Consider the following 23,613-nt stretch of genomic DNA (forward strand, 5'->3'; position numbering starts at 1 on the left):
CGATGAGTCGCGCGGTGGAGGAGTCGAACCGGGCGATGCTGCGTGCGCGGGACGCGATGGACCGGGCGTACGCCGAGGCTCTGGACATCCCCGCGCTGGCCCGGATCGCGCACGTCTCCGAGGCGCACTTCATCCGTACCTTCCGGGCCACGTTCGGCGAGACCCCGCACCGCTACCTGCAACGTCGGCGGGTGGAGCGGGCGATGGCGTTGCTGGTGGAGACCGACCGGGACGTCACCGACATCTGCTACGCCGTGGGGTTCAGCAGCCTGGGTACGTTCAGCCGGACGTTCCGGCAGATCGTCGGCACGTCACCCTCGGACTTCCGGCGTCAACGCGTCGCACCTGTCGACGTGCCGTCGTGCTTCGCCAAAGCCTGGACCCGACCCAGCAGTTTTGGATAAGCAGCAGGTCACGGTCGACCTCTAACGTCATGGGCATGACGATGAACGCGATCAGCCGCTCCCAGATCTACGTCCTCGACCAGGACGAAGCGCTCGACTTCTACGTGCACAAGCTCGGCATGGAGGTCAACACCGACCAGGATCTCGGCTTCATGCGGTGGCTGACGGTGAACCTGCCCGGCGACCCGGAGCGGGAGATCCTGCTGGAGAAGCCGGGCCCGCCGGCACTGGACCCGGCCACCGCCGAGCAGGTCCGCGAGCTGCTCACCAAGGGCGCGCTCGGTGGGTACCTCTTCATGACCACCGACGACGCCCGTAAGACGCACGAGGACCTGGTGGCGAAGGGCGTCGAGATCACCGACGAGCCGACCGAGCGCCCGTACGGGATCGACTTCGGCATCCGGGACCCGTTCGGCAACCGGATCCGCATCGGCCAGATGTTCCCGCGGCACTAGCCGAGCGGACGCGGGTCGAGACCATCTCGTCCGCTGTGTTGCGATGGGCATGGTGACCCGCGTGCTGTACCTGACCCGCCACGCCGAGCAGGATCTGACCGAGCCGGGGGAGCCGGACGCCGGGGAACCGGACACCGGCCTCACCGAGCGCGGTCGGCGGCAGGCCGTCCTGCTCGGCGAACGCCTGCGGGGCCGTCGGTTCGCCGCCGTCCACCACGGGCCGCTGCGCCGGGCCGCGCAGACCGCCGAGCTGGTCGCCACGTCGCTGCCCGACGTTCCGGTGTACGCGACGGAGTTGGCCGGTGACCACCTCCCGCACGACACGGACCCGGCCGACCTGCCCCCGGCGTACGCAAAGTTCCTGGCCCAGTTCACGGCGGCCGAGCGGGTCGACGGGCCGCGGGTGACGGCGGCGGCGGTGCGCCGGTTCGCCGGGCCGGCCGGCGAGGCAGCCATCGGCGACGAGCCGGTGCGCGAGTTGGTCGTGACGCACACCTTCCTGATCGCCTGGCTGGTGCGGCACGCCCTCGACGCGCCGGAGCGGCGCTGGCTGGGCCTGAACCTGCACAACGCGGGGTTGACCGTGATCCGGTACAGCCCGGCCGGCCCGCCGAATCTGGTCGCCGTCAACGACGTGGCGCACCTTCCGCCCGAGTTGCGGGGCACCGGCCTGCCCGCGGACTACCTGGTCTGAGCGCCGGTGGTGCGCAGCAGCAGTTTGACCAGCGCCTGGGTGGCCGGCGGCGGGGGAGCGTCGGCCGGGCAGTCGACGTACCCGGTCTCGGTGCCGCCCACTGTGAGCCGGTAGTCGAACGCGTCCGCGCAGACTGTCGAGCGGGTCGGTTGCCGCGCCTCGGCGGCCAGCCGGGGGTCGGCGGCGAGCCCGGTCAGGCGGCCCAGGTCGGCGGGGATGAGTCGGCCGGTACGCCGACTGCCGACCCGGTCCACCGCGGTCCACTGACCGTCCGGCTCGACGGTCACGGCGTCACCACGGCCGGCGAAGCCGCCGGAGGTGCGCAAGATCACCCGAGTCGGCGCGCCACCGGTCCCGGGGCCGACGGTGGCGACGACGGTCGGCGGCGGGGTGGCGGTGCCGGTCGGCGGGGTGGCGACGACGGTCGGGCCGGCAGCGGTGGTGACCGGGGGCGGGAGCGGGGTGGGGGCTCGGTCGACGCCGGTGCAACCGGTCAGGACGGCGGTCAGGAGCGCGATCGTGACGGCGGTCGTCGATGCGGGTCTCATCTCCGTCGGACGCGCCACCCCGAGCGTTGGTTCCCCCACCCGGCCGGCGGCAGTGCGCGCCGTTTCTGGCAATCTTGGCCGTCAGGGTCCCCCGCGGCGGCGTGCGCCGTCGCGGGGGGGACGGGGGAGGGGCGGACGTGTCGGACGCGGAGTTGACAGTCGAGGTGACCGGACCGGTCGCGACGGTGGTGATCCACAACCCGGCCCGGCGCAACGCGATGACCGCCACCATGTGGCGGCAGCTCCCCGAGCTGCTCGACCGGCTGGAACCCGACCCGGACGTCCGGGCGTTGGTGCTCACCGGCGCGGGCGACGCGTTCTGCGCGGGTGCGGACCTGGGTGACCTGGCCGAGCTGTTGGACGCCGGTGACAGCAGCATCGCGGTGGCCGCCGAGGAACGGCTGGCCCGCTTCGCCAAGCCGACGATCGCCGCCATCCGGGGTGCCTGCGTCGGCGGCGGGGCCCAGCTCGCGGTCGCCTGCGACCTGCGGATCGCCGCGGACGACGCCCGTTTCGGCGTACCGCCGGCCCGGCTCGGGCTGGTCTATCCGGCGCCGACCACCCGCCGGCTGGCCGGGCTGGTCGGCCCGTCCGCCGCCAAGCACCTGCTGTTCACCGCCGAGCTGATCGACGCCGAGCGCGCCCTGCGGATCGGCCTGGTCGACGAGGTGCTGCCGGGCGACCGGCTCGCCGCGCGGCTGGACGAGCTGACCGCGACGATCGCCCAGCGGTCGCCGCTGAGCGTCGCCGCCGCGAAGGAGATCGTCGACGACCGGGCCGGGCCGGCGCGGATCGCCTGGTGGCACCGGAAGGTGTCGAGCACCGGCGAGGCCCGGGAGGGGGTCGCGGCGATGGCCGAGCGGCGTACGCCCCGCTTCGCCTGGCGGCCACCGACCGACGACTGATCGGTTTGCGCGGTCGCGGTCGATGGGTAGTTCCCGCTGCACGCGGTGATCGGGGGACCACTATGGACGCGGCAGCGACGAATCCGGACCGGACCGAGCGAGGCCAGCATCGGCTCCGTCTGATCGTGCTCCTGGTGCTGCTGGCCGCCGTGGTCGGCGCAATCGCGGTCGGTGTGGCGATGGGTGGCCAGAACACCGGCTTCTTCGACGGTGACCCGCCGCGCTGGGTCAGCAGACTCGGGCTCGTCCTGGTGCTTGCCGGAGTCGTCATCGAGGTGGCCGCAGCCGTCTGGATCGTCGGCACCGGCCGCTATCGGTCGGGACGACAGTCGCCCCTGCTCGGCCTCGGCTGGTCGCACCGTCGTCGGCTGGATCGGCAGGTTCGACGCGACGCACCCGAGGTCGACGAAGACCGGGCTCTGCTCGTGGAGACCGCCGAACAGTTCGTCAAGCAACGCTATCTCGCGGTGCTGTGCTCGGGGCTGCTGATGACGAGCGTCGGTCAGGTCTTCGTGGGGTACGCGCCGTTCCACGCGGTGACCGGCGGGTTGCTGCTGGCGTTCTGGGTGGTGCTGATCGTGTCGATCCTCCGCAACGCCCGCCGGGGCGAGGCATTTCTCGGTAACCACCCGGACTTCCGCGACCGTTAGTCGCACTTCGATACCACTCATCGCGACACCTCGATCCGGGGTGGCCCGCTGCCGGCCGGTACGGCAGGCTGTCCGTCGTGCAGCGTGATCAGTTGCTTGCGGGCCGCTATCGGCTCCTGGAGCGCCTCGGCAGTGGCGGCATGTCGGTGGTGCACCGCGCGTACGACGAGGTGCTCGAACGGGATGTCGCGGTGAAGGTGCTCGTCGCCTCGGACACCTCCGCTCGGCGGCGGATCCGCGCCGAGGCCAAGGCGGCTGCCCGACTGTCGCATCCGCACGTCACAGGCGTGTACGACTATGGTGAGTCGCCGTTGGACGGTTCCCCGGTCCCGTTCGTGGTGATGGAGTTGCTCGGCGGTCTCACTCTCGAACAACGGCTGACGACCGGGCCGTTGCCGCCGCGTGCCGGCTTACGGGTCTGCGCCGAGGTGGCCTCCGCTCTCACGGCCGCGCACGCACAGGGGTTGGTGCACCGCGACATTAAGCCGAGCAACGTGATGCTCACGCCGACCGGCGCGAAGGTGCTCGACTTCGGCATCGCGGCCGTCGCCGGCGAGTCGGAGATCGACTTCGAGGGGCGACTGCTGGGCACTCCGGCCTATCTCGCCCCGGAGCGACTGGAGGCCGGCGAGGTGCTGCCGGCCTGCGACGTGTACGCCCTGGGCCTGCTGCTGCACCGGGTGCTCACCGGTCGGCTGCCGTGGTCGGCCGAGACGCAGACCGGGATGCTCCGCGCGCACACGCACGTCGAGCCGGACCCGCTGCCGGAGATCGACGGCGTGCCGCCCGAGGTCCACCGGCTCTACCGCTGGTGTCTGGCCCGCGACCCCGCCGACCGGCCACCGGCCACCGAAGCGGCCCGCATCCTGCTCACCGCCATGAACGGAGCCACGTCCGAGGAAACGGACGCCACCGCGGCACCGGGAGCAGGCTCAGAGGATACGGGCGTCACCGCGGCACCGGGAGCAGGCTCAGAGAGAACGGGCGTCACTGCGGCACCGGAGGCCGGCTCAGCCGAGCCGACCGACACCGCGACCGCCGACTCGGCCGGGCCGACGAGACGCCTGTCGTGGCGTCGGCGTCGGCGTCTGGCCATCCTGGCGGTCGGCGGCGCGGTGCTCACCGCGATCACGATCGCCGGGTCGCTCGGCGACTTCGGCAATCGTCGACCGGGGGAGACTCCTCCCCCGACCGGCCGGGGCCCGGGCACCACCGCCGTGGGGATGCCGGGCGCCGTGGAGCCGGCCGACGAGATCACGACCGGGCCGTCCGCGGTCCCGCCGGCCCAGGAGACCGCGCCCGCTGCCCGGACCGGCCCCCCGGCCGGTCCGGGCCCGACGGCGACCCCGGCCCCGACAGCGGCCCCGACCGCCACCGCGCCCGGCCCGACGCCGACCACGCTCGGCCAGACCGCGCCGACGCCCACCCTTTCCGCGGACGTGCCCGTGCCGGCGCAAGGGGGGACGATCACCGTCCGCTGCGTGGGTAACTCCGCCGAGGTGCTCGCGGTGGCACCCGCGCCCGGGTTTCGGGCGGAGGCGTACGACCCGGGCCCGGCGAAGCAGATCCGGGTCGAGTTGACCTCCACCGAGCACCGCAGCGAGATCCGGGTGAACTGCCCCAACGGCCGTCCGAACCCGCAGGTGAAGGAACGCGCCGTCTGACCGGGGCCGACGGGTGCCGCGCCCCGGTACGTGCCCGGAACGCGGCCCCCCGTTCCCGTCGGCCGGTCCGTCACCGCCCGGCCAGCGACCCCCAGCCCGGGTTCACCGGCTCCCGGCGCAGCGGCATGCCCGCCTCCGCCGGTGTCCGGTCACCCTTGCGCTGGTTGCAGCCGTAGCAGGCGGCGGTGGTGTTCCGCCAGGTGTTCCGGCCGCCGCGCGAGCGGGGCAGGATGTGGTCGATGGTGGAGGCCGGGCCACCGCAGTACGCGCAGCACCTGTCGTCGCGGCGCAGCACCCCGGAGCGGGACCAGGCCGGCCCGGAGTTGAACCTCCACCGGGTGACCACGTAGCGGACCAGCCGCACCACCCGGGGCATCGGGAAGACCCCGATCACCTGGTCCGGCTCGGCCTCGTGGATCTCGGCGACCCGGCGGCAGAGCATCCGCACGGCGTGTTGGACGGTGACCCGGTGCAGCGGGCCGAGGTCGGCGTTGACGACGAGGACGGCGTCCACCGGGACTCCTTTCACGATGGTGACGGACAGCGAAGAGCCGCCCGGTCCGGCTGGTGGACGGGGCGGCTCGGCGCGTACGGGGACGCGTCAGTCGGGCCGGCCCGCCCGGGGACCTTCCGCTCGGCAACCGTCGCCGGGCAGCGTCGACGGCACGGTGGTGACGTGCGACATCGTCATGTTCTGCTCCCGCGGCGGTGGTTGACCTTGCCCGCTCACGGTAGGTCGGGGTGGGACAGCCGGGCAACGTATTTCGATCGGTCGCCCGGCTCCTCCGGACGGCGCTGACGGCGGGTCCGGGGGGCGACGACCACCGAGCGCCGGGCGGTGGTCAGCGGCCGGTTCAGCCGCAGGGCCATGCGCGCGGTGAGTTCGCTGTCCAGCAGGGGCCGGTTGACCTCGCCGGCGACGGCCAGCGCCGGCCCGGAGACCGACCGCCAGATCGCGGCAAGCCCGGCACCGAGACCCACCAGGGCCACGGTGGCCCGGGTGGTCGGTGAGCCGGCGGCCGCGGCGGCGCTCACGCCGACCACCGCGAAGAGCACCAACAGCAGGGGTACGAGGACGGGCCAGAAGATGCCCCGCGCCGCCTGCGCCACCAACCGTCGATCCCGGATGATCAGGTTGCGGGCGATCACCGCGTAGTCCTCCTCGTCGAGCAGGTCGCGGGGGTGCAGGCCGCCGGTGAGCACGTCCCGCCACAGGTCACCCTGGCCCCGCAGGGCCCGGCTCAGCTCGGCGGGCGCCGGCTCGGCCGGGTCACCGTGGCCGGCCCGGTCCACCGCCGTCGCCCAGGCGGCCAGCGACCGGCGCACCACCGCGGCCGAGTACGGCGGCAGCACGCTGGCCAACTCGTCCAGCCAGCGGCTGATCTGGATCTGCCGACCGCCGAACTGCCGCAGCAACTGGGCGGCGTCGCCGGCCCGGACGGTGTCGGCCACTGATCGACCCAACCGGTAGGCCAGCCCGACCCGGTGGTTGGTGGCCATCGCCCAGCGCAGCACCTCGACGTTGAGGTCGTCCAGGGCGAGCAGCAGCGGCACCGGATCGGCGGGGTCGGGCGGGCCCAGGGCGGGTAGCAGGGCCCGGGCGGCCGACGTGTCGGGCACCGGCCCGGTGTGCCTGGTGAGTTCGGCGATCTGGGCCAGTGCGACGTCCACCCCGTCGAGGTACATGCGCATGCGCCGGTGGGGGGACATCTCGGTGAGGTTGGAGAGCTTGGCCGGCGGTACGGATGGACGGGCCTTGGCGGGTACGGCGAGTTCCGCGTGCTGCCCGTGGTGGTAGGCGTCGGCCATCCACCAGCCCAGGCGCAGTGCGGTGACGATGCAGGCCCGTTCGTCGCGGATCAGTGGGTACGCGTCGTCGTGGCCGATCTCGCTGGTCGGTGGGCGGTTCTCCGCGCCGGCGCGGTGCAGTGGTGACATCCCCCGCTGCCCTCCCGCCCGGTCGATCGACGGTTGATCAACCAAGCGTACGGCAGCGTACCGTTGCTTATGTTGTGTTTTGTCGGTTTGGGGTGCGGCGACCGGCCAGCAGCCCCCGGGGCCGGACCGAGCGCACCGGCTCCGCCGCGCCGCCCTCGGCGCGCAGGATGTGGTTCGCGGCGATGATGCCCGTCGCCGCGGAGCGTTCCATCAGCGCGCTCGGGAAGTCCGTGGCGATACCGTCGCCGGCCAGGTAGAGGCCGGACGCGTCGGTGCGTACCCCCGGTCGCCAGGCGTGGCTGCCCGGCGTGAACGCCGGCGCCTGCGCCTCCACCCGGGCCCGCAGCTCGCGAACCCGCAGGTCGCCGGCCTCCGGCCAGAGCGCGACAAGCTCGCGGCGCATCCGCTCGGCCAACTCCTCGGCCGGCACCCCCGGCTCGCAGGCGTACGCGTGCAGCTCGATGACCGACCCGCCGGCCTGCCGCGCCCACCGCCGAGACTCGTTCTCCAGCCGGTGGTAGAGCGTCACCGAGTCCAGCGTGGGCTGGCGGGACACGCCGCTGAACACCGCCCGCTCGGCGGCCACGTCCCCGGCACACCAGTACCGGGCCACCGCGTACGGCGGGCCGGGCCGGCCGAAGGCGGGCATCCGGGCCGCCAGCTCCGGTGCCCGCTCGACCAGGTCGGGGGAGGCCGCGACGAGCGCGGCGAGTGCCGGCGGGTCGACGGCCAGCACCACGTGGGCCGCCGGGTGGCTGCCGCCGTCGGTGGTCGTCACCAGCCAGCCGTCGGCGTCCCGGTGCACCCCGGTCGCGGCGCAGCCGGTGAGCACCCGGCCGCCGTGCTTCTCCACGTGCCGGCTCAGTGGCTCCCAGATCGCCGTGGCGTAGTCCTCGTCCGGGCAGTCGAACGCCAGCCCCTCCGGGTTGCCGAGCAGGTAGAAGTGGAACTGGGCGACCATCTCGGCGGCCGACATCTCCGCCTCGTGGTTGAAGAACGAGTGCGAGAAGACCTCGAACAGCATCGCCCGCGCCCGGTCCGGCAACCCCAGCGACGCCAACAGCTCGTCGGCGGTGGTGTCGTCCAACTCGGCGTAGGTGCGGACCGGGTCGTAGGTGAGCAGCGGCAGCGCGGCGTCGCGGTCCATCACCCGCAGGTCGGCCAGGCGCAGGCTGGGGCTGCGCAACAGCAGCGCGAGCAGGTTCGCCGGTGGTGCGGGTGGCAGCCTGCCGAACTCCTCGGTCGGCCACTGGGCACTGAGGATCGGGTAACCCGGAATGGGCTTGAGGAAACCCAGGTCGGGGTCGATGCGGCGGAGGATGGACCGCCAGTTGTAGTACTGCCGGAAGAACGCGTGGAAACCATGCTCGGTCTGCTGGGTGCCGTCGGCAAGCGCCTCCGGCCAGGCGCCCAGTCGACCGCCGAGCGTCGGCGCGGCCTCCAGCACGGTGACCGCGATGCCCCGCTCGGCGAGCACCACCGCCGCCGACATGCCGGCGATGCCGCCACCCACCACAAGCGCCGAGGTCGGTCGCGGCACGCGGTCCGCGCCGCCGCCGCCCGGGTCCACCAGATGCTGCCGTACGCCGATGAGCCGGCCCACCACCTGCGACAGCGCCATGGACACCTACCTCTCTCCGGCCCAGTCTCCCCTACGGAAGGCAGCGGCGCGCGCGGTCGGAGGCGGGCCAGACGTACTCCAGATCCGCTGGGACGTCGTCGCCGAAGAGGGGCCGGTAGTGCGCGGGGTCCTTGCGGACCAGCGACGAGCGGTGGCTCAGGTGCAGGTCGTCGCGGCCCAGCCACGGTGGCAGCTCGCCCACCCGGGCCAGCTCGTCCTGGGTCCGTACGACGCCGGCCCCGCAGGCCGCGGCCAGGTCGACGGTCATCGTGGTGGCGCAGGTGTCGGCCCGCCCCGGCTCGGTCCACACCGCGCACATGTCCAGCCCGTAGCGGGTCAACGCCTCCTCGTACCCGGCCCACATCTGCACCGCCGGGTGGTTGCGCCACCCGTACCCGGGTCGGGTGAGCCCACGCAGCACCTGGATGGCCTCCACCCGCTGCTTGCCCAGCCGCTTCTGGTCCAGCGTGCGGGCGCTGGCCAGGAAGTCCGGGTACGGGAGGAACGTCTGCATGCGGCTGCACTACCCGTCGCGGGGACCGGCATGCCTGGTCGCGGGATGATCCGGACGGGGTCGCCCACCGTGGCCGTGCTGATTACGATCCGGGCATGGCGGAGCCGTGGCGGGACCGGGCGCGACGGGCGGTCGAGTGGAACTGGCGGCTGCGGTCCGTCGGTGATCCGCGCCCGCACTACGTGATCTGCGGGAAGGACGCGCTCGCCTACTACGTGGCCCGGGCGATGCTCGAATCCGAGCTGCCGGCGGGCGGGGCCCGGGTGACGGTCGTGGTGCCGGAGCGCTACCGCAGCAACGGCCCGGACGTGGCGGGGTTGCGCGGTGTTCGGGTGATCCGCTCGGATCGGCTGGACGTGGCCACCTTCGAGGCCGCCGGCGTGGCCGGGGCGACCGGGTTGGCCCTGCTGCACCAGGACGACGTCGGCAACCTGCACGCCGCGCTCTGCGCGCAGGCCGTGGACCAGCAGGTCCGTCAGGTGCTGCGGATGTTCAACGGCACCCTCGCCGACGGCGTACGCAAACTGATCAAGGCGCCGGTCGAGGTGCTCTCCGACGCCGAGATGGCCGCGCCGGCCTTCGTGGCCGCCGCCCTCGGCGAGGTCGACCCCAGCTCCTTCCAACATCGGGACAAGACGCTCCGGGTGGCGCGGCGGGCCGACGTCCGCCCGCAGGACGTGGTCTGCGCCCTGGCCCACCTCACCGAGGCGCAGGGGGTGGAGCTGCTGCCGGCCGACCAGGCTGGTGCCGACCTGGTGCTCGCCGAGGCGACCGGTCAGCCGCCGGGCACCGAGGTCGCCGCCCGTCGGCTGGTCCGGGCCCGCCGGCGACGCCGCCCGGTCACGGTGCTGCTCGGAGCGCTGCGCGGCTTCGCCACCCGCAAGATCGGTGTCGCGGTGATGCTGGTGCTCGCGGTGATCGCGGTGCTGGGGGCGCTGATCTCCCGCACCGAGGAAGCCTCCCCACTGGAAGCCCTGTACCTGACCCTGGTCACCACGCTCAGCGGCGCCGACCCGGACACCACCAAGTCGGCCGGCGCGCAGATCATGCAGGTGGTGCTCAACCTGGCCGGGTTGGCGCTGATCCCGCTGATCACCGCCGCCGTGGTGGACGGCATCGTCAACGCCCGACTGGCCCTGCACACCGGCCGGTTGCAGCCCGCGCGGGCCGGGCACGTCGTGCTGATCGGCCTGGGCAACGTCGGCACCCGTGTGATGGCGCAGCTCCGCGAGTACGACGTCGAGGTGGTGGCGATCGACAAGGATCCGGAGCCGCGCGGCGGTGCCCTGGCCCGTCAACTGGAGGTGCCGCTGATCGTCGGTGACGCCGCACTGCCGGAGACGCTTGTCGCCGCGTCGGTGGCCGACTGTCAGGCGCTGGTGGTGGCGTCCACCGACGACGTGGCCAACCTGGAGGCGGCGCTCGCCGCTCGGGATCTCCGCGACGACCTGCGGGTGGTGCTCCGACTCTTCGATGGTGACTTCGCCGAACGGGTCGAGGAGACCTTCGCCCTCGGGGTGTCCCGGTCGGTCTCCTACCTGGCCGCGCCGGCCTTCATCGGGGCGCTCACCGAACGAGCGGTGATCACCACGATCCCGGTCGACCGGCACGCGCTGCCGGTCGCCGAGGTGCCGGTCGCCGCCGGCTCCGAGTTGGACGGCCGACCGTTGGACGTGGTCAACCGGGACGGGCAGGTCCGGCTCATCGCCCGGACCCCGGCGGGCGGCACCAGGACGATCTGGTGGAAGGACCTCGACCCCCGGCAGGTGATCTTCGCGGGCGACCGGTTGACGGTGGTCGCCCGTCGGCGCGGCCTGGACTGGCTGACGCACCAGTGCGCCCCGCCGGCCCGCCCGGGCCCGATCCCTCGGCCGGCCGGTGCGGTCCACGGCGGGGTGCACATCCCCGCCGCGGCAACCCCCGCCGGGCTGGGCCCGACAGACTCGGAGGTCGGCGTGGCACATCCCGTTTCTCCCGGCGGAGGTGCTCCCTCGACGTCTACCGACCGCCCAGCGGACGAATTCGAGCTGACTCGCCGGCAGGACGGGGCCGGCGAGGTGAGCTGACGCCGCCTTCGGCGCCCACCAGTCACCACCAAGCGATCTACCTTGCGGTGGCGTACGTTGTGCGTACACTCGGGGTGTGAGTGCGAAGGCGGAACGGCTACACCTACGGGTGGATGAGCAGCAGAAGGCGTTGTTGGAGGCGGCGAGTCAAGCCGCTGGGGACAGCGTCTCGACGTTCGTGTTGAGGGCGGCGACCGAGGCAGCGGCGGATGTGCTCGCCGACCGACGGGCGTTCCTGCTGGACGAGGACGCCTGGCGAGTCTTCGACGAGGCGTTGCAGGGGCCGGCGCAGGACGTCGCCGGGTTGCGGGAGCTGCTGACCGGTCCGACGGTGCTCGACCCGCCGACTGATGGTGGGCCCCGGTGAGTTCCCGCTTCATGGCGGTCGAGCCGCTGTCGGCCGAGATCGCGGTGACGGGGTTCGACTGTGGCTCCCGCGCCCAGTCGGTGTGGCTGGTCGAGCATGCCCTGCAGGCCCATCGTGCGGGCCTGTCGCGGGTGTACGTGGTGCGGGACAACGAGCACCCCGACCAGCGGGTGGCTGGCTACTACGCCCTGGCTGCCGGGAGCGTCGCCCCCGCCGACGCGTCGCCCCGGCTGCGGCAGGGTGCCGGCCGTTACCACCAACCGGTGGTGATCCTGACCCGGCTCGGGGTCGACCGCGGCGCCCAGGGCGTCGGGCTGGGTCGGGCGCTGGTGGTCGATGCCCTGCGGCGGATCGCGGCCGCCGGCGAGGTCATCGGCGTGCGGGCGGTGCTCATCCACTGCGAAACCGAAGCCGCCCGGGATTTCTACCAGCGACTGGCGAAGTTCGAGGCGAGCCCCACCGACCCCATGCACCTGTTGCTGCTGATGAAGGATCTCCGCCGCGCGCTCAGCGGCTGATCCTCCTGATCAGCAGGATCGGCGGATCGGTAAGCGGGAACTGGCCGGCGTTGCGCGACAATCGGTGCCATGCGTTTTCGCATCCTGGGGTCGACCCAGGTGGTGCTGGCCGACGGGCGCGAGATTCCCGTCGGCGGTCCGCGGCTGCGCGCACTACTGGCGCTGCTCCTGCTCGACGCGGGCCGGGTGGTCCCCGCCGAGCGGCTGATCGACAACCTGTACGGCGAGCACCCGCCCCGGGGTGCCGCCAACGCACTCCAGTCCCAGGTGTCGCGCCTGCGTCAGGCCGTGCCCGCCGAGCACGCCCCGGTCGAGTTCCATCCGACCGGCTATCGGCTCGCCGTGGATCCCGCCGACATCGACGCGTACCGGTTCGAACGGCTCGCCGAGGCGGGGCGCCGGGCGCTCGCCGGCGGTGACTGGGCCCGCGCGGCGGCCGAGTTGCGGGCGGCGTTGGAGTTGTGGCGGGGTCCCGCCCTGGCCGACGTCGTCGACGTGGCCGGCGCACCCGCGCAGGCCGCCCGGCTGGACGAGCTGCGGCTGGCCGCCGTCGACGATCGGATCGAGGCGGACCTGGCGGTGGGCGCGTCCGCCGCGCTGGTCCCGGAGTTGCGGGAGTTGGTCGTCGCGCACCCGTTGCGGGAGCGGTCGCGGGGCCAGCTCATGCGTGCGCTGTCCGCACTGGGCCGGCCGGCCGAGGCGCTTGCCGAATTCGAGGCGGCCCGCCGCACGCTGGCCGAGGAACTCGGCGTCGGCCCGTCGCCGGAGCTGGCCGCGATCCACCTGGCGGTGCTGCGTGGTGCGGACCGCCCGGCCGAACGCGCGGCGGCCGAAGCGGCGCTGCCGAGCCAACTCACCACGTTCGTCGGGCGGGAGGAGGAGCTCAAGCGCGTCGGGGAGCTGCTCGGCGAGCGCAGGCTTGTCACCCTCACCGGCCCCGGGGGAGCGGGGAAGACCCGGTTGGCGATCGAGGCGGCGGGCCGTTCGGACGGCGAGGTCCGCTTCGTCGAGCTGGCCGGGCTGGCCCACGGTTCGGACGTACCGCAGGCGGTGCTGAGCGCCCTCGGCCTGCGCGACGCGGGCCTGCGGGGAGGGGGTCTGCGCGACGCGGGCCTGCGGGCCCCGGCCGAGCCGGGTCGGCAACCGACCGACCGGCTGGTCGAGGCGCTCGCCGAGCGGCGGTTGCTGCTCGTGCTCGACAACTGCGAGCACGTCGTCGCCGACGCGGCCCGGCTGGCCGCGCGGCTGCTCGGCGCGTGCCCGGCGCTGCGAGTCCTGGCCACCAGTCGCGAACCGCTCGGGCTGGCCGGCGAGGCGTTGTGCCCGATGTCCGGGCTCACCCTGCCACCGCCCGACGCGTCCGCACTGGACGCCGACGACTACGCGGCGGTCAGCCTGTTCGCCCAGCGGGCCGCCGACGTCGCGCCCGACTTCAGCGTCACACCGACCAACGCCGAGCTGGTGCTGCGGATCTGCCGCACCCTCGACGGTCTGCCGCTGGCGATCGAGCTGGCCGCCGCGCGACTGCGGGCGCTGTCGGTCGCCGAGGTGGCCGCCCACCTCGACGACCGGTTCCGGCTGCTGTCGATGAGCAGCCGGGCCGCGTCACCCCGGCACCGGACGCTCCGGGCGGTGGTCGAGTGGAGTTGGGACCTGCTCGACGAGACCGAGCGGACACTGGCCCGACGGCTGACCGTCTTCGCCGGCGGTGCCACGCTGGAGGCCGCCGGGCGCGTCTCCGAGATGCCCTCGGCCGAGTTCGTCGACGCGCTGACCGGTCTGGTCGACAAGTCCTTCGTGGAGTTGACCGGAGGCCGTTACCGGATGCTGGAGACCGTGCGGGCCTTCTGCGCCGAACGCCTCGCCGAAGCCGGCGAGGCCGAGCGGCTGCGCCGCGCGCACACCGCGTACTTTCTGGAACTCGCCTGGACCGCCAGCAACCACCTGCGCCGAGCGGAGCAACTGCACTGGTTGCGACGGCTCGACGCCGAGCGGGACAACCTGCACGCGGCGCTGCGTCGTGCCACCGCGGCGGGTGACGCGCCCGAGGCCGCCGGGTTGGTCGCCGCCCTGTCGTTCTACTGGTGGTTACGCGGCATGCGTGGGGAAGGGGCTCGGCTGGCCGCCGACGTCCTCGACGTGCTCGGTGCCGAGGCGCCGCCCGGGTTGGGCGAGGAGTTCGCCCTCTGCGTCTACAACGCCTCGCTCGCCGGTGGCGGTCACCTGCCGTCGCTCGGCACGCAGGGTTCGGTGATCCGCAGCCTCGACCGGCCCCCTCGGCAACCGTTCCTGCTGTATCTGTCGGGCATCTCGACCGGGCCCCCACCCGGCGGGGCCGAGGACGTCGAAGAGCTGATGCGGGAGCTGCGGCGGCTGGTCGGCCCGGACACCTGGATCAACGCGCTCGGCGCGATGGGGCACGGCTCGGCGCAGATGTGGGGTGGCCAGTCGGACCGGGCCGGGGTCGCGTTCTCCACGGCGCTCGACGGCTTCCGGAGCACCGGCGACCGGTGGGGTTCCATGATCACACTTGGTGCGCTCGGCGAACTGGCCGCCTGGCGGGGTGACCCGGAGGCCGCGGGCGAGCACATGAACCAGGCCATGGGGTTGGCCGAGGAACTCGGCTCGGCCGTCGACCAGGCCGACATGCTACGTACGCGGGGCGAGATCAGCCTGCGTGCCGGTGACCTCACGGCGGCCCGGGACGACTTCGCCGGTGCGCTGCTCCTCGCGCAGGGCAGTGGGGCGCCCGAGTTCGTGTCCGCCGCCCGACTCGGCCTCGCCCAGGTGGCACGGCTAAGCGGTGATCTCGCCGAGACGAGGCGGCTCTGCGAAGCGGCGTTGGCCGGCGGGCTCACCGGCTGGTACGTCGGCGAGGCGACGCGCTCGGAGATCATCCTCCTTCTTCAGCAGATCACCGAGGAGGAGAAGGCCGGGGCCGCGAGCGGGCCCGGTGCGCCGCCGTCAGTGGACGGTGCGTGACCCGTCAGCGCCCGACCGCACCCTGGCGGCATGACGACATACGAGGTGGTGGCCGAGGGGCTGGGTAAGCGGTACGGCCCGACCCGCGCGCTGGACGCGTTCGACCTGACCGTACCGACCGGCACGGTGTACGGGCTGCTGGGACCGAACGGCGCCGGGAAGACGACTGCCGTACGGATTCTCACCACGCTGCTGCGCTTCGACACCGGCAGGGCCACCGTGGCCGGGTTCGACGTGCGGCGTCAGCCGGACGAGGTGCGGGCCCGGATCGCGTTGACCGGCCAGTACGCCGCGGTCGACGAGACCCTGAGTGGCCGGCAGAACCTGGAGTTGTTCGGCCGGCTGTTCCGGCTGGGCCGGCGGGCGGCCCGCCAGCGCGCCGACGAACTGCTGGAACGGTTCGGGCTCGCCGAGGCGGCAAGCCGATCGGCAGGTGAGTATTCGGGTGGGATGCGCCGCCGGCTGGACCTCGCGGCCAGCCTGATCCGTACACCCCGGGTGCTCTTCCTCGACGAGCCGACCACCGGCCTGGACCCGCGCAGCCGCAACCAGGTGTGGGACCTGGTCCGCGACCTGGTCGCGGAGGGGACCACGGTGCTGCTCACCACCCAGTACCTGGAGGAGGCCGACCAGTTGGCCCACCGGATCTCGGTGATCGACGCCGGTCGGGTGGTGGCCGAGGGCTCGCCGGACGAGTTGAAGGCGATGACTGGCGGGGACCGGATCGAGGTGGTGGTACGCGACGCCGACGACCTGACCCGGGCTGCCCGCATCGTCGCGCCGATCTGTGGCGCGGAGCCGGAGCACGATCGTGCGGTTCGGCGGCTCAGCGTCCCGGTGGTCGACCGGGTCGCCGGGTTGGTGGACGTGGTGCGGGCGTTGGACGACGCCGGGATCGCGGTCGAGGACATCGGCCTGCGGCGGGCCACGCTGGACGAGGCGTTTCTGTATCTGACCGGGCACCGGCCGGACGAGGCCCGCGAGCCCGTCGGCGTCGGCGGAAAGGCGGACGGGGCATGACGGCGGCGGTGGTCGACGGCTGGACGATGACCAGGCGGAACATGATCCACGTGGTCCGCGCTCCCGAGGAGCTGATCCTCTACTTCTCGCTGCCGATCATGTTCGTGCTGGTCTTCGGGTACGTGTTCGGCAGCGGCATGCAGGTGCCCGGTGGGGGCAACTACCGGGAGTTCCTGCTGCCCGGAGTCTTCGTGATGACCATGTTGTACGGGCTCGGCGCCACCGCGAGCGGCGTGGCACTGGACCTCAGCCGGGGTGTCGTGGACCGGTTCCGGTCGATGCCGATGGCCCGCTCCGCCCTGATGACCGGCCGCAGCGCCGCCGACCTGCTGCGCGCCCTGCTGGAGATGTCCACCCTGCTGGTCTGTGGCCTGCTCGTCGGGTGGCAGTGGCGACAGGGTGTCGGCAGGGCGTTGCTCGCCGTCGGGCTCCTCCTGCTGCTCCGGGTCGCGATCACCTGGGTCGGGATCTACCTGGCGCTGCTGGTCCGCAACCCGGACACGGTCGGTGTGATCGTCTTCCCGGCGGCGTTTCCGTTCACCGCGATCTCCAACGTCTTCGTGTCGCCCGAGCTGATGCCGTCGGTCATCGGGACGATCTCGCAGTGGAACCCGTTGTCGGCCACCGTCGCGGCGATCCGCGAACTGTTCGGCAATCCCGGCCTGGCTGGCGACTCCTGGCCGGCGGAGCACGCCATGCTGTTGGCGGTGGTGTGGCCGGTGCTGTTGATCGCGACGTTCGCGCCGCTCGCGGTGCGCCGATACCGGCGGCTGAGCCGCTGACCCCTCTTGCGCCGGTGGCCTCTCCGGGTCACCGGCGGGTGCGGCGCAGCGCGTACCAGGCGGCACCGACGGCCAGCACACCGAAGCCGGCGAGGACGCTGCCGGTCGGCAGGTTGATCGCGAGCAGCAGACAGCCGAGCAGCCCCAGGCCGGCGAGCACCCGCACCGGCAGCCGCCGGCCCGGCTCCCGGCCCAGCGTCAGCGCCGCCGCGTTGGTGATCGCGTAGTAGACCAGCACCGTGCAACTGGAGAAGCCGATGGCGTCGCGCACGTCGCCGAGCAGCACCACCACGATCACCACGGCGGCCACGGCCAGTTCGGCGCGGTGCGGCACCTGGCGTACGTGGTGCACGGCGGCCAGCGCGCCGGGCAGGTCGCGGCGGCGAGCCATCGCCAGGGTGGTCCGGCCGACCCCGGCGACCAGGGACAGCAGCACCCCGACGACGGCGATGGTGGCCCCGGCGCGAACCACCCAGGCCAGGCCGGGCAGCCCGGCGGCGGTCACCACGTCGACCAGGGGCGCGGCGGAGTCGGCCAGCCGGTCGGCGCCGAGCACGCCGAGCGCGATCACGGCCAGCACCAGGTAGATCGCGAGCACCACCCCGAGCGCCAGCGGCACCGCGCGGGGGATGGTCCGCCGCGGGTCGCGGACCTCCTCACCGAGCGTGGCGATCCGGGCGTACCCGGCGAACGCGAAGAACAGCAGCCCGGCGGCGGCGAGCACGCCCCGGGCCGAGCCGCCGGGCTCGCCGAGCCGATCCAGGTGCACCGGCCCGCCCACCAGGCCGACGACCGCGACCAGGGCCAACACCGCGAGCACCAACGCGACCAGAGCTTTGGTCACGGTGGCCGTCTTGCCGATGCCGCGCAGGTTCACCGCCGTCACCGCGAGCACCGCGCTGACCGCGACCAGCCGGGCCTGCCCCGGCCACAGGTACGCCCCGATCGTCAACGCCATCGCCGCGCAACTCGCCGTCTTGCCGACCACGAAGCCCCAGCCGGCCAGGAAACCAGCGAACGGCCCGAGGCGCTCCCGGCCGTAGACGTAGGTGCCGCCGGACTCCGGATAACGGGCCGCCAGCCGCGCCGAGCTTGTCGCGTTGCAGAAGGCGATGAAGCCGGCCAGCACCAGCGCGGGCAGCAGGCCGGCACCGCCGGCCTCCGCCGCGGCCGGGCCGAACACCACGAAGATGCCCGCACCGAGCATCGAGCCCAGACCGATGACAACCGCATCGGGTACGCCGAGCCGCCGCGCCAGTTGATCCACGTCCAAAACCCTAGGGGTACGAGGTGAACGGCCGGTCCCAGCCGCGTAACCGGCCGGGGAGCGGTAGGTCGTCCCACGGCACCCGGTGCAGCAGCCGGTCCAGGAGCAGGCCCAGCAGCAGCCCGGCCACCGAGTCGGTCAGCCAGTGCCAGCCCAGGTAGGTGGTGGTGGTGAGGACGACAAGCGGCGGCGCGACCCGGATCACGGTGCTGAGCCGGGCCGGCAGTTGCCGGCCGAAGCTGCGGGCCAGCGGGGCCAGCAGCAGCGCGATGACGCCGTACCAGACGATGGCGTTGGCGACGTGCCCCGACGGGTAGGACTGCGCGAATCGGACCGGCAGGTCGTCGTGGAACAGCGGCAGGGTCTGCTCGGGCGTCAGGAACGGCTCCTTGACGCTGGCGCTCGGTGCCGCCCGGGCCGTCCAGACCTTGAGCGGGCCGATGGTCAGGAGGGTCAGCACGAACCCGACCACCGGCGGCAGGATCGGCCGCACCGACCGCAACCGGACGGCCAGCAGCACGCCCAGCCCGGCGGCGATCAGGGTCAGCGGGCTGCCCTGGCCGAGCAGGTTGAACACCCGGGCCACCCAGTAGGCGACAGTCGGCCGGTGCCCCTCGGCCCAGTCGGCGACCGCTCGGTCCAGCCCGAAGAGCTGGTCGGCGGCGAGCGCCACCGTCAAACCGACCAACCCGACCAGCAGTAGGGCGTCGAACCACCAGCCGGCCGGGCGGACAGGCCGTAGCCGCAGGTCACGTCGTACCGCCGTGGGTTTGAGCACGCGACCACGCTACCGGCCTGGCGCGAGGTCGGGGTGTGCGCGCTGTGGGCCCAACCACGATGTGAGGCGATGCGGGGGGCGAGGCGTCATGCTTGTGCCCGTGCGGATCACGTCTGCCCTCGTGGACCCGGCGCTGCTCGACCTGCCCTGGTCGACACCGCTGGAGGAGTGGCCTGCCCAACACCTGGTGGCGCTGCCGCAGGGCATCTCCCGACACATCGTGCGGTTCGTCCGGTTGGGCGACTACGTGTACGCGTTCAAGGAGACCCGCGAGCGGATCGCCGAGCGGGAGTACGACCTGCTCCGGGCCCTGGAGCGGATCGACTTCCCGTCGGTCGAGGCGGTGGCGGTCGTCGCCGACCGGCAGACCGACGACGGGGAGCCCCTCGAATCGGTGCTGATCACGCGGCACCTGCAGTTCTCCCTGCCGTACCGGGCGCTGTTCTCGCACACCCTGCGGCCGGAGACGATGAGCCGACTGCTCGACGCGCTGGCCGCGCTGATCGTCCGGATGCATCTCACCGGCTTCTTCTGGGGCGACTGCTCGCTGTCGAACACGCTGTTCCGCCGGGACGCGGGCGCGTTCGCCGCCTACCTGGTGGACGCGGAGACGGGTGCCTTGCACAACTCGCTCTCCAACGGGCAGCGCGGCGAGGACCTGGAGATCGCCCGGGTGAACATCTTCGGCGAGGCGTTGGACCTGCAGGCCGCCGGCCTGCTGCACGAGTCCATCGACCCGGAGGTGGTCTGCGAGGAGGTCGTGCAGCGCTACGAGCGGCTCTGGCACGAGATCACCTACGAGCAGGCGGTCGAGCGGGAGGCCCGGCACGACATCGAGGGCCGGATCCGCCGCCTCAACGAGTTGGGCTTCGACGTGGCCGAGGTGGCCATGTCATCCATCGACGACGGGCGTTACCTGGTCCGGCCGAAGGTCGTCGACGCCGGCTACCACACCCGGCGGCTGCTGCGGCTGACCGGCCTGGACGCCGAGGAGAACCAGGCCCGCAAGCTACTCAACGACCTGGACGCGTACCGGGCGGAGAGCGACCTGATCGACGAACAGCAGGCCGCGCACCGCTGGCTCACCGAGGTCTTCGAGCCGGTGGTCCGCGCCGTTCCCGCGCACCTGCGGCAGAAGCTGGAGCCGCAGGAGCTGTTCGCGCAGATCATCGAGCACAAGTGGCTGCTCTCCGAGCGGGCCGGCCGAGATGTCGGCATGCGCCACGCGGTCCAGTCGTACCTGGCCGACGTGCTGGTGCACCGCCCCGACGAGCAGGCCGTGCTCGGCGTCGACGTGCCCACCTTCAGCTGACCCCCGCTGGCACTCCGCCAGCGACGCGGACTGCCGTCGAGCGCGGTCACGCACCCGACGGCGGCAAGCGCCGGAGGAGGGCTCGCGCTCACTCCACCCAGGAGCCGGCGCGCAACACCCGGACCACGTTCAGGTCGGCGTCCAGCACCACCAGGTCGGCGCGCAGGCCGACCTGCAGGGAGCCCACCCGGTTGCCCAGGCCGATGGCGCGCGCTGGGGTGGTGGCCACCATCCGCGCCGCGTCGGCGATTGGGATTCCGGCATTCACGGCGTGCCGTAGCGCGGCGTCCATGGTCAGTGTGCTGCCGGCGATCGCTCCGTCGCAGGCGAGTCGGGCCACCCCGTCGGTCACGGTGACGGCCTGGCCACCCAGCTCGTAGTCGCCGTCGGCCATCCCGGCGGCGGCCATCGCGTCGGTGATCAACGCCGCACGGTCCGGGCCTGCGGTCGCGGTGGCGAAGGTCAGCATGCCGTCGTGCAGGTGCACCCCGTCGGCGACCAGCTCGCAGACGACGGTGGGCGCGTCGAGCAGGGCCACCACCGGGCCCGGCTCGCGGTGGTGCACGGGACGCATGCCGTTGAACAGGTGGGTGCCGACACTTGCGCCGGCGGCGATGGCGGCGCGGGTCTGCTCGTACGTCGCGTCGGTGTGCCCGACCGCCGCCACCACCCGCTGCGCCGTGAGCAGCTTGATCGCCTCCAACGCGCCGTCGCGTTCCGGAGCGAGGGTGACCATCCGGACCGCTCCCCGGCCCAGCTCGATCAGCTCGGCCAGCTCGTCGGTCGAGGGGTCGCGCAGGTACTCGGGGTTCTGCGCGCCGCAACGCGCAGCGGAGAGGTAGGGCCCTTCGAAGTGGACTCCCGCCAGCACGCCCTCGTCGACAAGCGGTGCGTACGCCTCGGTGGCCGCGCGCATCAGCGGGAAGGGCGCGCTGACCAGGCTGGCCAACAGGGTGGTCGTGCCGTGCGCGAGGTGGAAGTCGGCCGCCGCCCGGGCCTCGGCGGCGTCCCCGGTGGTGAAGGTGTGCCCACCACCGCCGTGCGTGTGCATGTCGACGAAGCCGGGCAGGATCCAGTGTCCGTCCCGGACCGACGGGTATTCGGCCACCGCGGTGATCCGATCCCCGTCCCACTCGACGCAGCCCTGTCGGATGACACCGGTCGGGGTCACCACTCGGCCGTCCACCCGCACGGTCATCGCTCCTCCAGATGGTCTCCGACGCGCACCGCGTCGTGGTCTCGGACGCTTACCGCGTCCAGGGCGAGTAGGGCGGCGCCGAGACAGCCAGCCTCGTCACCGAGGGCCGCCGCGACCAGCCGCGGCTCCCGGTGGAAGGTCATCCGCTCGTGCAGCGCCGCGCGTAGCGGGATGAGCAGCCGGTCCCCGGCCTGCGCCAGGCCGCCGCCGAGCACGATCGTCGCCACGTCGAACAACGCCTGCCCGGTGGCGAGGCCGTCGGCGAGCGCCTCGACCGCCTCCTGCCAGACCTGGCCGGCGAGCGGTTCCCCGGCTGCGGCACGCTCGGCCACCTCGGCGGCCGTGGCCGCCGCACCAGCCAGCTCCGCGTAGCGGCGGCCGATCGCCGCGGCGGAGGAGACCGCCTCCAGGCAGCCGGGTCGACCGCAACCGCAGCGGGGGCCGTCGGGCCGGACCAGGATGTGGCCGATCTCCCCGGCGGCGCCGTGCGCGCCCGTCGCGGCCGAGCCGTCGACCACGTGCGCGGCGGCGATGCCGGTGCCGATCGCCACGAACAGCACCTGCCCGGTGCCGCGTCCAGCACCGAGGCGGGCCTCGGCGAGACCACCGACGCGCACGTCGTGGCCGAGCGCCGTGGGCAGGCCGAGCCGCGCCACCGCCAGGTCCCGCAGGGGTACGTCCCGAAAGCCCACGTTCGCCGACCAGACCGCCACGCCGCGCGCCTCGTCCACCACCCCGGGTACGGCGATGCCGACGGCGATCGGGGTGAGCCCGTCGGCGCGGGCCTTGGCGGCCAGCCCGTCGGCCACGTCCAGGATCGTGTCGACCACGGCGGCCGGGCCGCGCGCGGCGTGGGTGGGGTGCCGCTCGGTGCTTACCGCGACGCCGTCCGGTCTGACCAGGGCGCACTTCATGCCGGTGCCGCCCACATCCAGCGCGACGACGACCTGGTCGGCGGGCCCGGCGTCGCCGCCGGTCACGCCAGCACCACCGACCGGGAGAGGTGTCGGGGCGCGTCCGGGTCGAGGCCCCGGCTGGTCGCCAGCGCGACCGCGAAGCGTTGCGCCAGGATGAGGTCGGCCATCGGGTCGACAGGTGTACGACCGGCGGACCAACTGCCCAGCACCGTGCGCCAACCGTGCGTGCGACTGTGCACGAAGGCCGCGCCGGTGGCGGCCACGTCCTCGGGGAGCCCGTCGGGTAGCTCGCCGAACGCCCACACCAGCCGGCCCGGTGCGGCGACCGAGATGGGGCCGTGCCGGTAGTCCATCGCCGGGTACGCCTCGGCCCAGAAGGTGGCCGCCTCACGGCACTTCAGCGCTGCCTCCTGGGCCAGCCCGACAGTCCACCCCCGACCGAGGAAGGTGACCTGCCCGATGGTGGCCGGGTCGATCGGCAGCGGGGATCGCACCGCGACTTCGGCGTCCGCGGCGAGCGCGGTCACCGGGTCGCCGAGGTGCGCCCGGAGCAGGGCCAGTGCGCTGGTCGCGAAGCGGGTCTGCACCACCGACCGCTCGTCGGCGAAGGGCATGGTCACCACGGCGCTGGCCAGGTCGACGGCCGGCGACGCCGGGTCACCGACGATGACGGTGGTGGGGGTCGTCCCGCGCAGCGCGGCGAGCAGCTCCAGCACCTCCGTGGTGGTGCCGGAGCGGGTGATCGCGATCAACCGGTCGTAGCGGCGGCCAGCGGGGAACTCGGATGCCTGGAACGCGTCGGTCTCGCCCTGGCCGGCCTGCTCGCGGCGGCCCGCGTACGCCATCGCCATGAACCACGACGTGCCGCAACCGACGACGGCGACCCGCTCGCCGGGGCGTGGCAGGTCACCGTGGACGACGCCGGCCAGTTCGGCGGCCTCCCGCCAGCAGTCGGGCTGGCTCGCGATCTCCGCGTGCACGTACGCCATGGGAAAACTCCTCGCAGAGGCGAC

General features: G+C 73.3%; 23 protein-coding genes. 13 read left to right on the top strand and 10 right to left on the bottom strand.

The features are described from left to right. Positions 1-2 precede the first annotated feature (2 nt). From AB0B14_RS22825 to AB0B14_RS22835, 3 genes are read left to right on the top strand one after another with little or no spacing between them, the layout of a single operon-like run. On the top strand, positions 3-404 hold the full coding sequence (locus AB0B14_RS22825) for an AraC family transcriptional regulator (RefSeq protein WP_357068071.1): 402 nt from the start codon (positions 3-5) through the stop codon (positions 402-404). A gap of 35 nt (positions 405-439) precedes the next feature. Then, complete coding sequence (locus AB0B14_RS22830; RefSeq protein WP_357068073.1) at positions 440-859, top strand: VOC family protein; 420 nt, start codon at positions 440-442, stop codon at positions 857-859. 49 nt (positions 860-908) lie between these two features. Next, complete coding sequence (locus AB0B14_RS22835) at positions 909-1,553, top strand: histidine phosphatase family protein (RefSeq protein ID WP_357524114.1); 645 nt, start codon at positions 909-911, stop codon at positions 1,551-1,553. On the opposite strand, the gene AB0B14_RS22840 is transcribed toward AB0B14_RS22835, so the two are convergent. Further along, positions 1,541-2,101, bottom strand: coding sequence for a hypothetical protein (locus AB0B14_RS22840; RefSeq protein WP_357524038.1), 561 nt, complete (start codon positions 2,099-2,101; stop codon positions 1,541-1,543). The two genes, AB0B14_RS22835 and AB0B14_RS22840, sit on opposite strands and share 13 nt — an antisense overlap. A gap of 137 nt (positions 2,102-2,238) precedes the next feature. On the opposite strand from AB0B14_RS22840, the gene AB0B14_RS22845 reads away from it, so the two are divergent. From AB0B14_RS22845 to AB0B14_RS22855, 3 genes are all read left to right on the top strand, one after another. After that, the gene (locus AB0B14_RS22845; protein WP_357524040.1) at positions 2,239-3,006 is read left to right on the top strand and encodes an enoyl-CoA hydratase/isomerase family protein; all 768 of its coding nucleotides are present in this window, start codon (positions 2,239-2,241) and stop codon (positions 3,004-3,006) included. Between the two features lie 62 nt (positions 3,007-3,068). Beyond that, positions 3,069-3,656, top strand: a complete 588-nt coding sequence (locus AB0B14_RS22850; RefSeq protein WP_357524042.1) for a hypothetical protein — start codon at positions 3,069-3,071, stop codon at positions 3,654-3,656. Between the two features lie 77 nt (positions 3,657-3,733). Next, a complete protein-coding gene (locus AB0B14_RS22855) occupies positions 3,734-5,320 on the top strand; it encodes a protein kinase (protein ID WP_357068083.1) in 1,587 nt (528 codons plus the stop codon). Between the two features lie 70 nt (positions 5,321-5,390). On the opposite strand, the gene AB0B14_RS22860 is transcribed toward AB0B14_RS22855, so the two are convergent. From AB0B14_RS22860 to AB0B14_RS22875, 4 genes are all read right to left on the bottom strand, one after another. Then, positions 5,391-5,834: an HNH endonuclease gene (locus AB0B14_RS22860; RefSeq protein ID WP_357068085.1), complete on the bottom strand. Its 444-nt coding sequence runs from the start codon at positions 5,832-5,834 to the stop codon at positions 5,391-5,393. 212 nt (positions 5,835-6,046) lie between these two features. Next, entirely contained in the window at positions 6,047-7,258 is a 1,212-nt protein-coding gene (locus tag AB0B14_RS22865; protein ID WP_357068087.1) for a hypothetical protein, read from the bottom strand. Positions 7,259-7,325: 67 nt separating this feature from the next. Continuing rightward, positions 7,326-8,879: an FAD-dependent oxidoreductase gene (locus tag AB0B14_RS22870; RefSeq protein ID WP_357524044.1), complete on the bottom strand. Its 1,554-nt coding sequence runs from the start codon at positions 8,877-8,879 to the stop codon at positions 7,326-7,328. Positions 8,880-8,910: 31 nt separating this feature from the next. Next, the gene (locus tag AB0B14_RS22875; RefSeq protein ID WP_357068091.1) at positions 8,911-9,393 is read right to left on the bottom strand and encodes an MSMEG_6728 family protein; all 483 of its coding nucleotides are present in this window, start codon (positions 9,391-9,393) and stop codon (positions 8,911-8,913) included. 95 nt (positions 9,394-9,488) lie between these two features. Here AB0B14_RS22875 and AB0B14_RS22880 point away from each other — a divergent pair, with 95 nt between their 5' ends. The 6 genes from AB0B14_RS22880 (at position 9,489) to AB0B14_RS22905 (ending at position 17,128) form a co-directional block, all read left to right on the top strand. Next, positions 9,489-11,459, top strand: coding sequence for an NAD-binding protein (locus AB0B14_RS22880; protein WP_357524046.1), 1,971 nt, complete (start codon positions 9,489-9,491; stop codon positions 11,457-11,459). 76 nt (positions 11,460-11,535) lie between these two features. Then, positions 11,536-11,826, top strand: a complete 291-nt coding sequence (locus tag AB0B14_RS22885; RefSeq protein ID WP_357524048.1) for a DUF1778 domain-containing protein — start codon at positions 11,536-11,538, stop codon at positions 11,824-11,826. Next, positions 11,823-12,344, top strand: coding sequence for a GNAT family N-acetyltransferase (locus tag AB0B14_RS22890; protein ID WP_357524050.1), 522 nt, complete (start codon positions 11,823-11,825; stop codon positions 12,342-12,344). Before AB0B14_RS22885 ends, AB0B14_RS22890 begins: the two co-directional genes overlap by 4 nt. A 69-nt stretch (positions 12,345-12,413) precedes the next feature. Beyond that, positions 12,414-15,326: a BTAD domain-containing putative transcriptional regulator gene (locus AB0B14_RS22895; RefSeq protein ID WP_357524052.1), complete on the top strand. Its 2,913-nt coding sequence runs from the start codon at positions 12,414-12,416 to the stop codon at positions 15,324-15,326. Positions 15,327-15,356: 30 nt separating this feature from the next. Continuing rightward, positions 15,357-16,346: an ATP-binding cassette domain-containing protein gene (locus AB0B14_RS22900; RefSeq protein WP_357524054.1), complete on the top strand. Its 990-nt coding sequence runs from the start codon at positions 15,357-15,359 to the stop codon at positions 16,344-16,346. Next, positions 16,343-17,128, top strand: a complete 786-nt coding sequence (locus AB0B14_RS22905) for an ABC transporter permease (RefSeq protein WP_357524056.1) — start codon at positions 16,343-16,345, stop codon at positions 17,126-17,128. The genes AB0B14_RS22900 and AB0B14_RS22905 overlap by 4 nt, the downstream gene beginning before the upstream one ends. A gap of 28 nt (positions 17,129-17,156) precedes the next feature. On the opposite strand, the gene AB0B14_RS22910 is transcribed toward AB0B14_RS22905, so the two are convergent. Both AB0B14_RS22910 and AB0B14_RS22915 read right to left on the bottom strand, forming a co-directional pair. Then, a complete protein-coding gene (locus AB0B14_RS22910; RefSeq protein ID WP_357524058.1) occupies positions 17,157-18,395 on the bottom strand; it encodes an APC family permease in 1,239 nt (412 codons plus the stop codon). Positions 18,396-18,405: 10 nt separating this feature from the next. Continuing rightward, complete coding sequence (locus tag AB0B14_RS22915) at positions 18,406-19,143, bottom strand: phosphatase PAP2 family protein (protein WP_357068436.1); 738 nt, start codon at positions 19,141-19,143, stop codon at positions 18,406-18,408. A gap of 118 nt (positions 19,144-19,261) precedes the next feature. Between AB0B14_RS22915 and AB0B14_RS22920 the strand changes: the two genes are divergently transcribed. Next, positions 19,262-20,485 carry a DUF4032 domain-containing protein gene (locus tag AB0B14_RS22920; RefSeq protein WP_357524060.1) on the top strand — a complete coding sequence of 408 codons (1,224 nt, stop codon included), beginning with the start codon at positions 19,262-19,264 and terminating at the stop codon, positions 20,483-20,485. A gap of 88 nt (positions 20,486-20,573) precedes the next feature. Here the strand turns inward: AB0B14_RS22920 and nagA are convergent, their stop codons facing one another. The 3 genes from nagA to AB0B14_RS22935 are packed head-to-tail and all read right to left on the bottom strand — an operon-like array spanning position 20,574 to position 23,589. Further along, a complete protein-coding gene (gene nagA, locus AB0B14_RS22925; RefSeq protein ID WP_357524062.1) occupies positions 20,574-21,683 on the bottom strand; it encodes an N-acetylglucosamine-6-phosphate deacetylase in 1,110 nt (369 codons plus the stop codon). Continuing rightward, on the bottom strand, positions 21,680-22,663 hold the full coding sequence (locus AB0B14_RS22930; RefSeq protein ID WP_357524064.1) for an ROK family protein: 984 nt from the start codon (positions 22,661-22,663) through the stop codon (positions 21,680-21,682). Before AB0B14_RS22930 ends, nagA begins: the two co-directional genes overlap by 4 nt. Then, on the bottom strand, positions 22,660-23,589 hold the full coding sequence (locus AB0B14_RS22935; RefSeq protein ID WP_357524066.1) for a sugar isomerase: 930 nt from the start codon (positions 23,587-23,589) through the stop codon (positions 22,660-22,662). The genes AB0B14_RS22930 and AB0B14_RS22935 overlap by 4 nt, the downstream gene beginning before the upstream one ends. Between the last annotated feature and the right edge of the window lie 24 nt (positions 23,590-23,613).

Origin of the sequence: Micromonospora sp. NPDC049171 (assembly GCF_040648275.1) — a bacterium.
Taxonomy (GTDB): domain Bacteria; phylum Actinomycetota; class Actinomycetes; order Mycobacteriales; family Micromonosporaceae; genus Micromonospora.

Excerpts from the sequence above, each read along its gene's own strand:
- AB0B14_RS22835 (WP_357524114.1), top strand. The coding sequence starts at position 909 with ATGGTGACCCGCGTGCTGTACCTGACCCGCCACGCCGAGCAGGATCTG.
- AB0B14_RS22830 (WP_357068073.1), top strand. The coding sequence starts at position 440 with ATGACGATGAACGCGATCAGCCGCTCCCAGATCTACGTCCTCGACCAG.
- AB0B14_RS22880 (WP_357524046.1), top strand. The coding sequence starts at position 9,489 with ATGGCGGAGCCGTGGCGGGACCGGGCGCGACGGGCGGTCGAGTGGAAC.
- AB0B14_RS22895 (WP_357524052.1), top strand. The coding sequence starts at position 12,414 with ATGCGTTTTCGCATCCTGGGGTCGACCCAGGTGGTGCTGGCCGACGGG.
- AB0B14_RS22920 (WP_357524060.1), top strand. The coding sequence starts at position 19,262 with ATGCTTGTGCCCGTGCGGATCACGTCTGCCCTCGTGGACCCGGCGCTG.
- AB0B14_RS22935 (WP_357524066.1), bottom strand. The coding sequence starts at position 23,589 with ATGGCGTACGTGCACGCGGAGATCGCGAGCCAGCCCGACTGCTGGCGG.
- AB0B14_RS22905 (WP_357524056.1), top strand. The coding sequence starts at position 16,343 with ATGACGGCGGCGGTGGTCGACGGCTGGACGATGACCAGGCGGAACATG.
- AB0B14_RS22865 (WP_357068087.1), bottom strand. The coding sequence starts at position 7,258 with ATGTCACCACTGCACCGCGCCGGCGCGGAGAACCGCCCACCGACCAGC.
- AB0B14_RS22900 (WP_357524054.1), top strand. The coding sequence starts at position 15,357 with ATGACGACATACGAGGTGGTGGCCGAGGGGCTGGGTAAGCGGTACGGC.
- AB0B14_RS22870 (WP_357524044.1), bottom strand. The coding sequence starts at position 8,879 with ATGGCGCTGTCGCAGGTGGTGGGCCGGCTCATCGGCGTACGGCAGCAT.
- AB0B14_RS22840 (WP_357524038.1), bottom strand. The coding sequence starts at position 2,101 with ATGAGACCCGCATCGACGACCGCCGTCACGATCGCGCTCCTGACCGCC.
- AB0B14_RS22825 (WP_357068071.1), top strand. The coding sequence starts at position 3 with ATGAGTCGCGCGGTGGAGGAGTCGAACCGGGCGATGCTGCGTGCGCGG.
- nagA (WP_357524062.1), bottom strand. The coding sequence starts at position 21,683 with ATGACCGTGCGGGTGGACGGCCGAGTGGTGACCCCGACCGGTGTCATC.
- AB0B14_RS22875 (WP_357068091.1), bottom strand. The coding sequence starts at position 9,393 with ATGCAGACGTTCCTCCCGTACCCGGACTTCCTGGCCAGCGCCCGCACG.
- AB0B14_RS22850 (WP_357524042.1), top strand. The coding sequence starts at position 3,069 with ATGGACGCGGCAGCGACGAATCCGGACCGGACCGAGCGAGGCCAGCAT.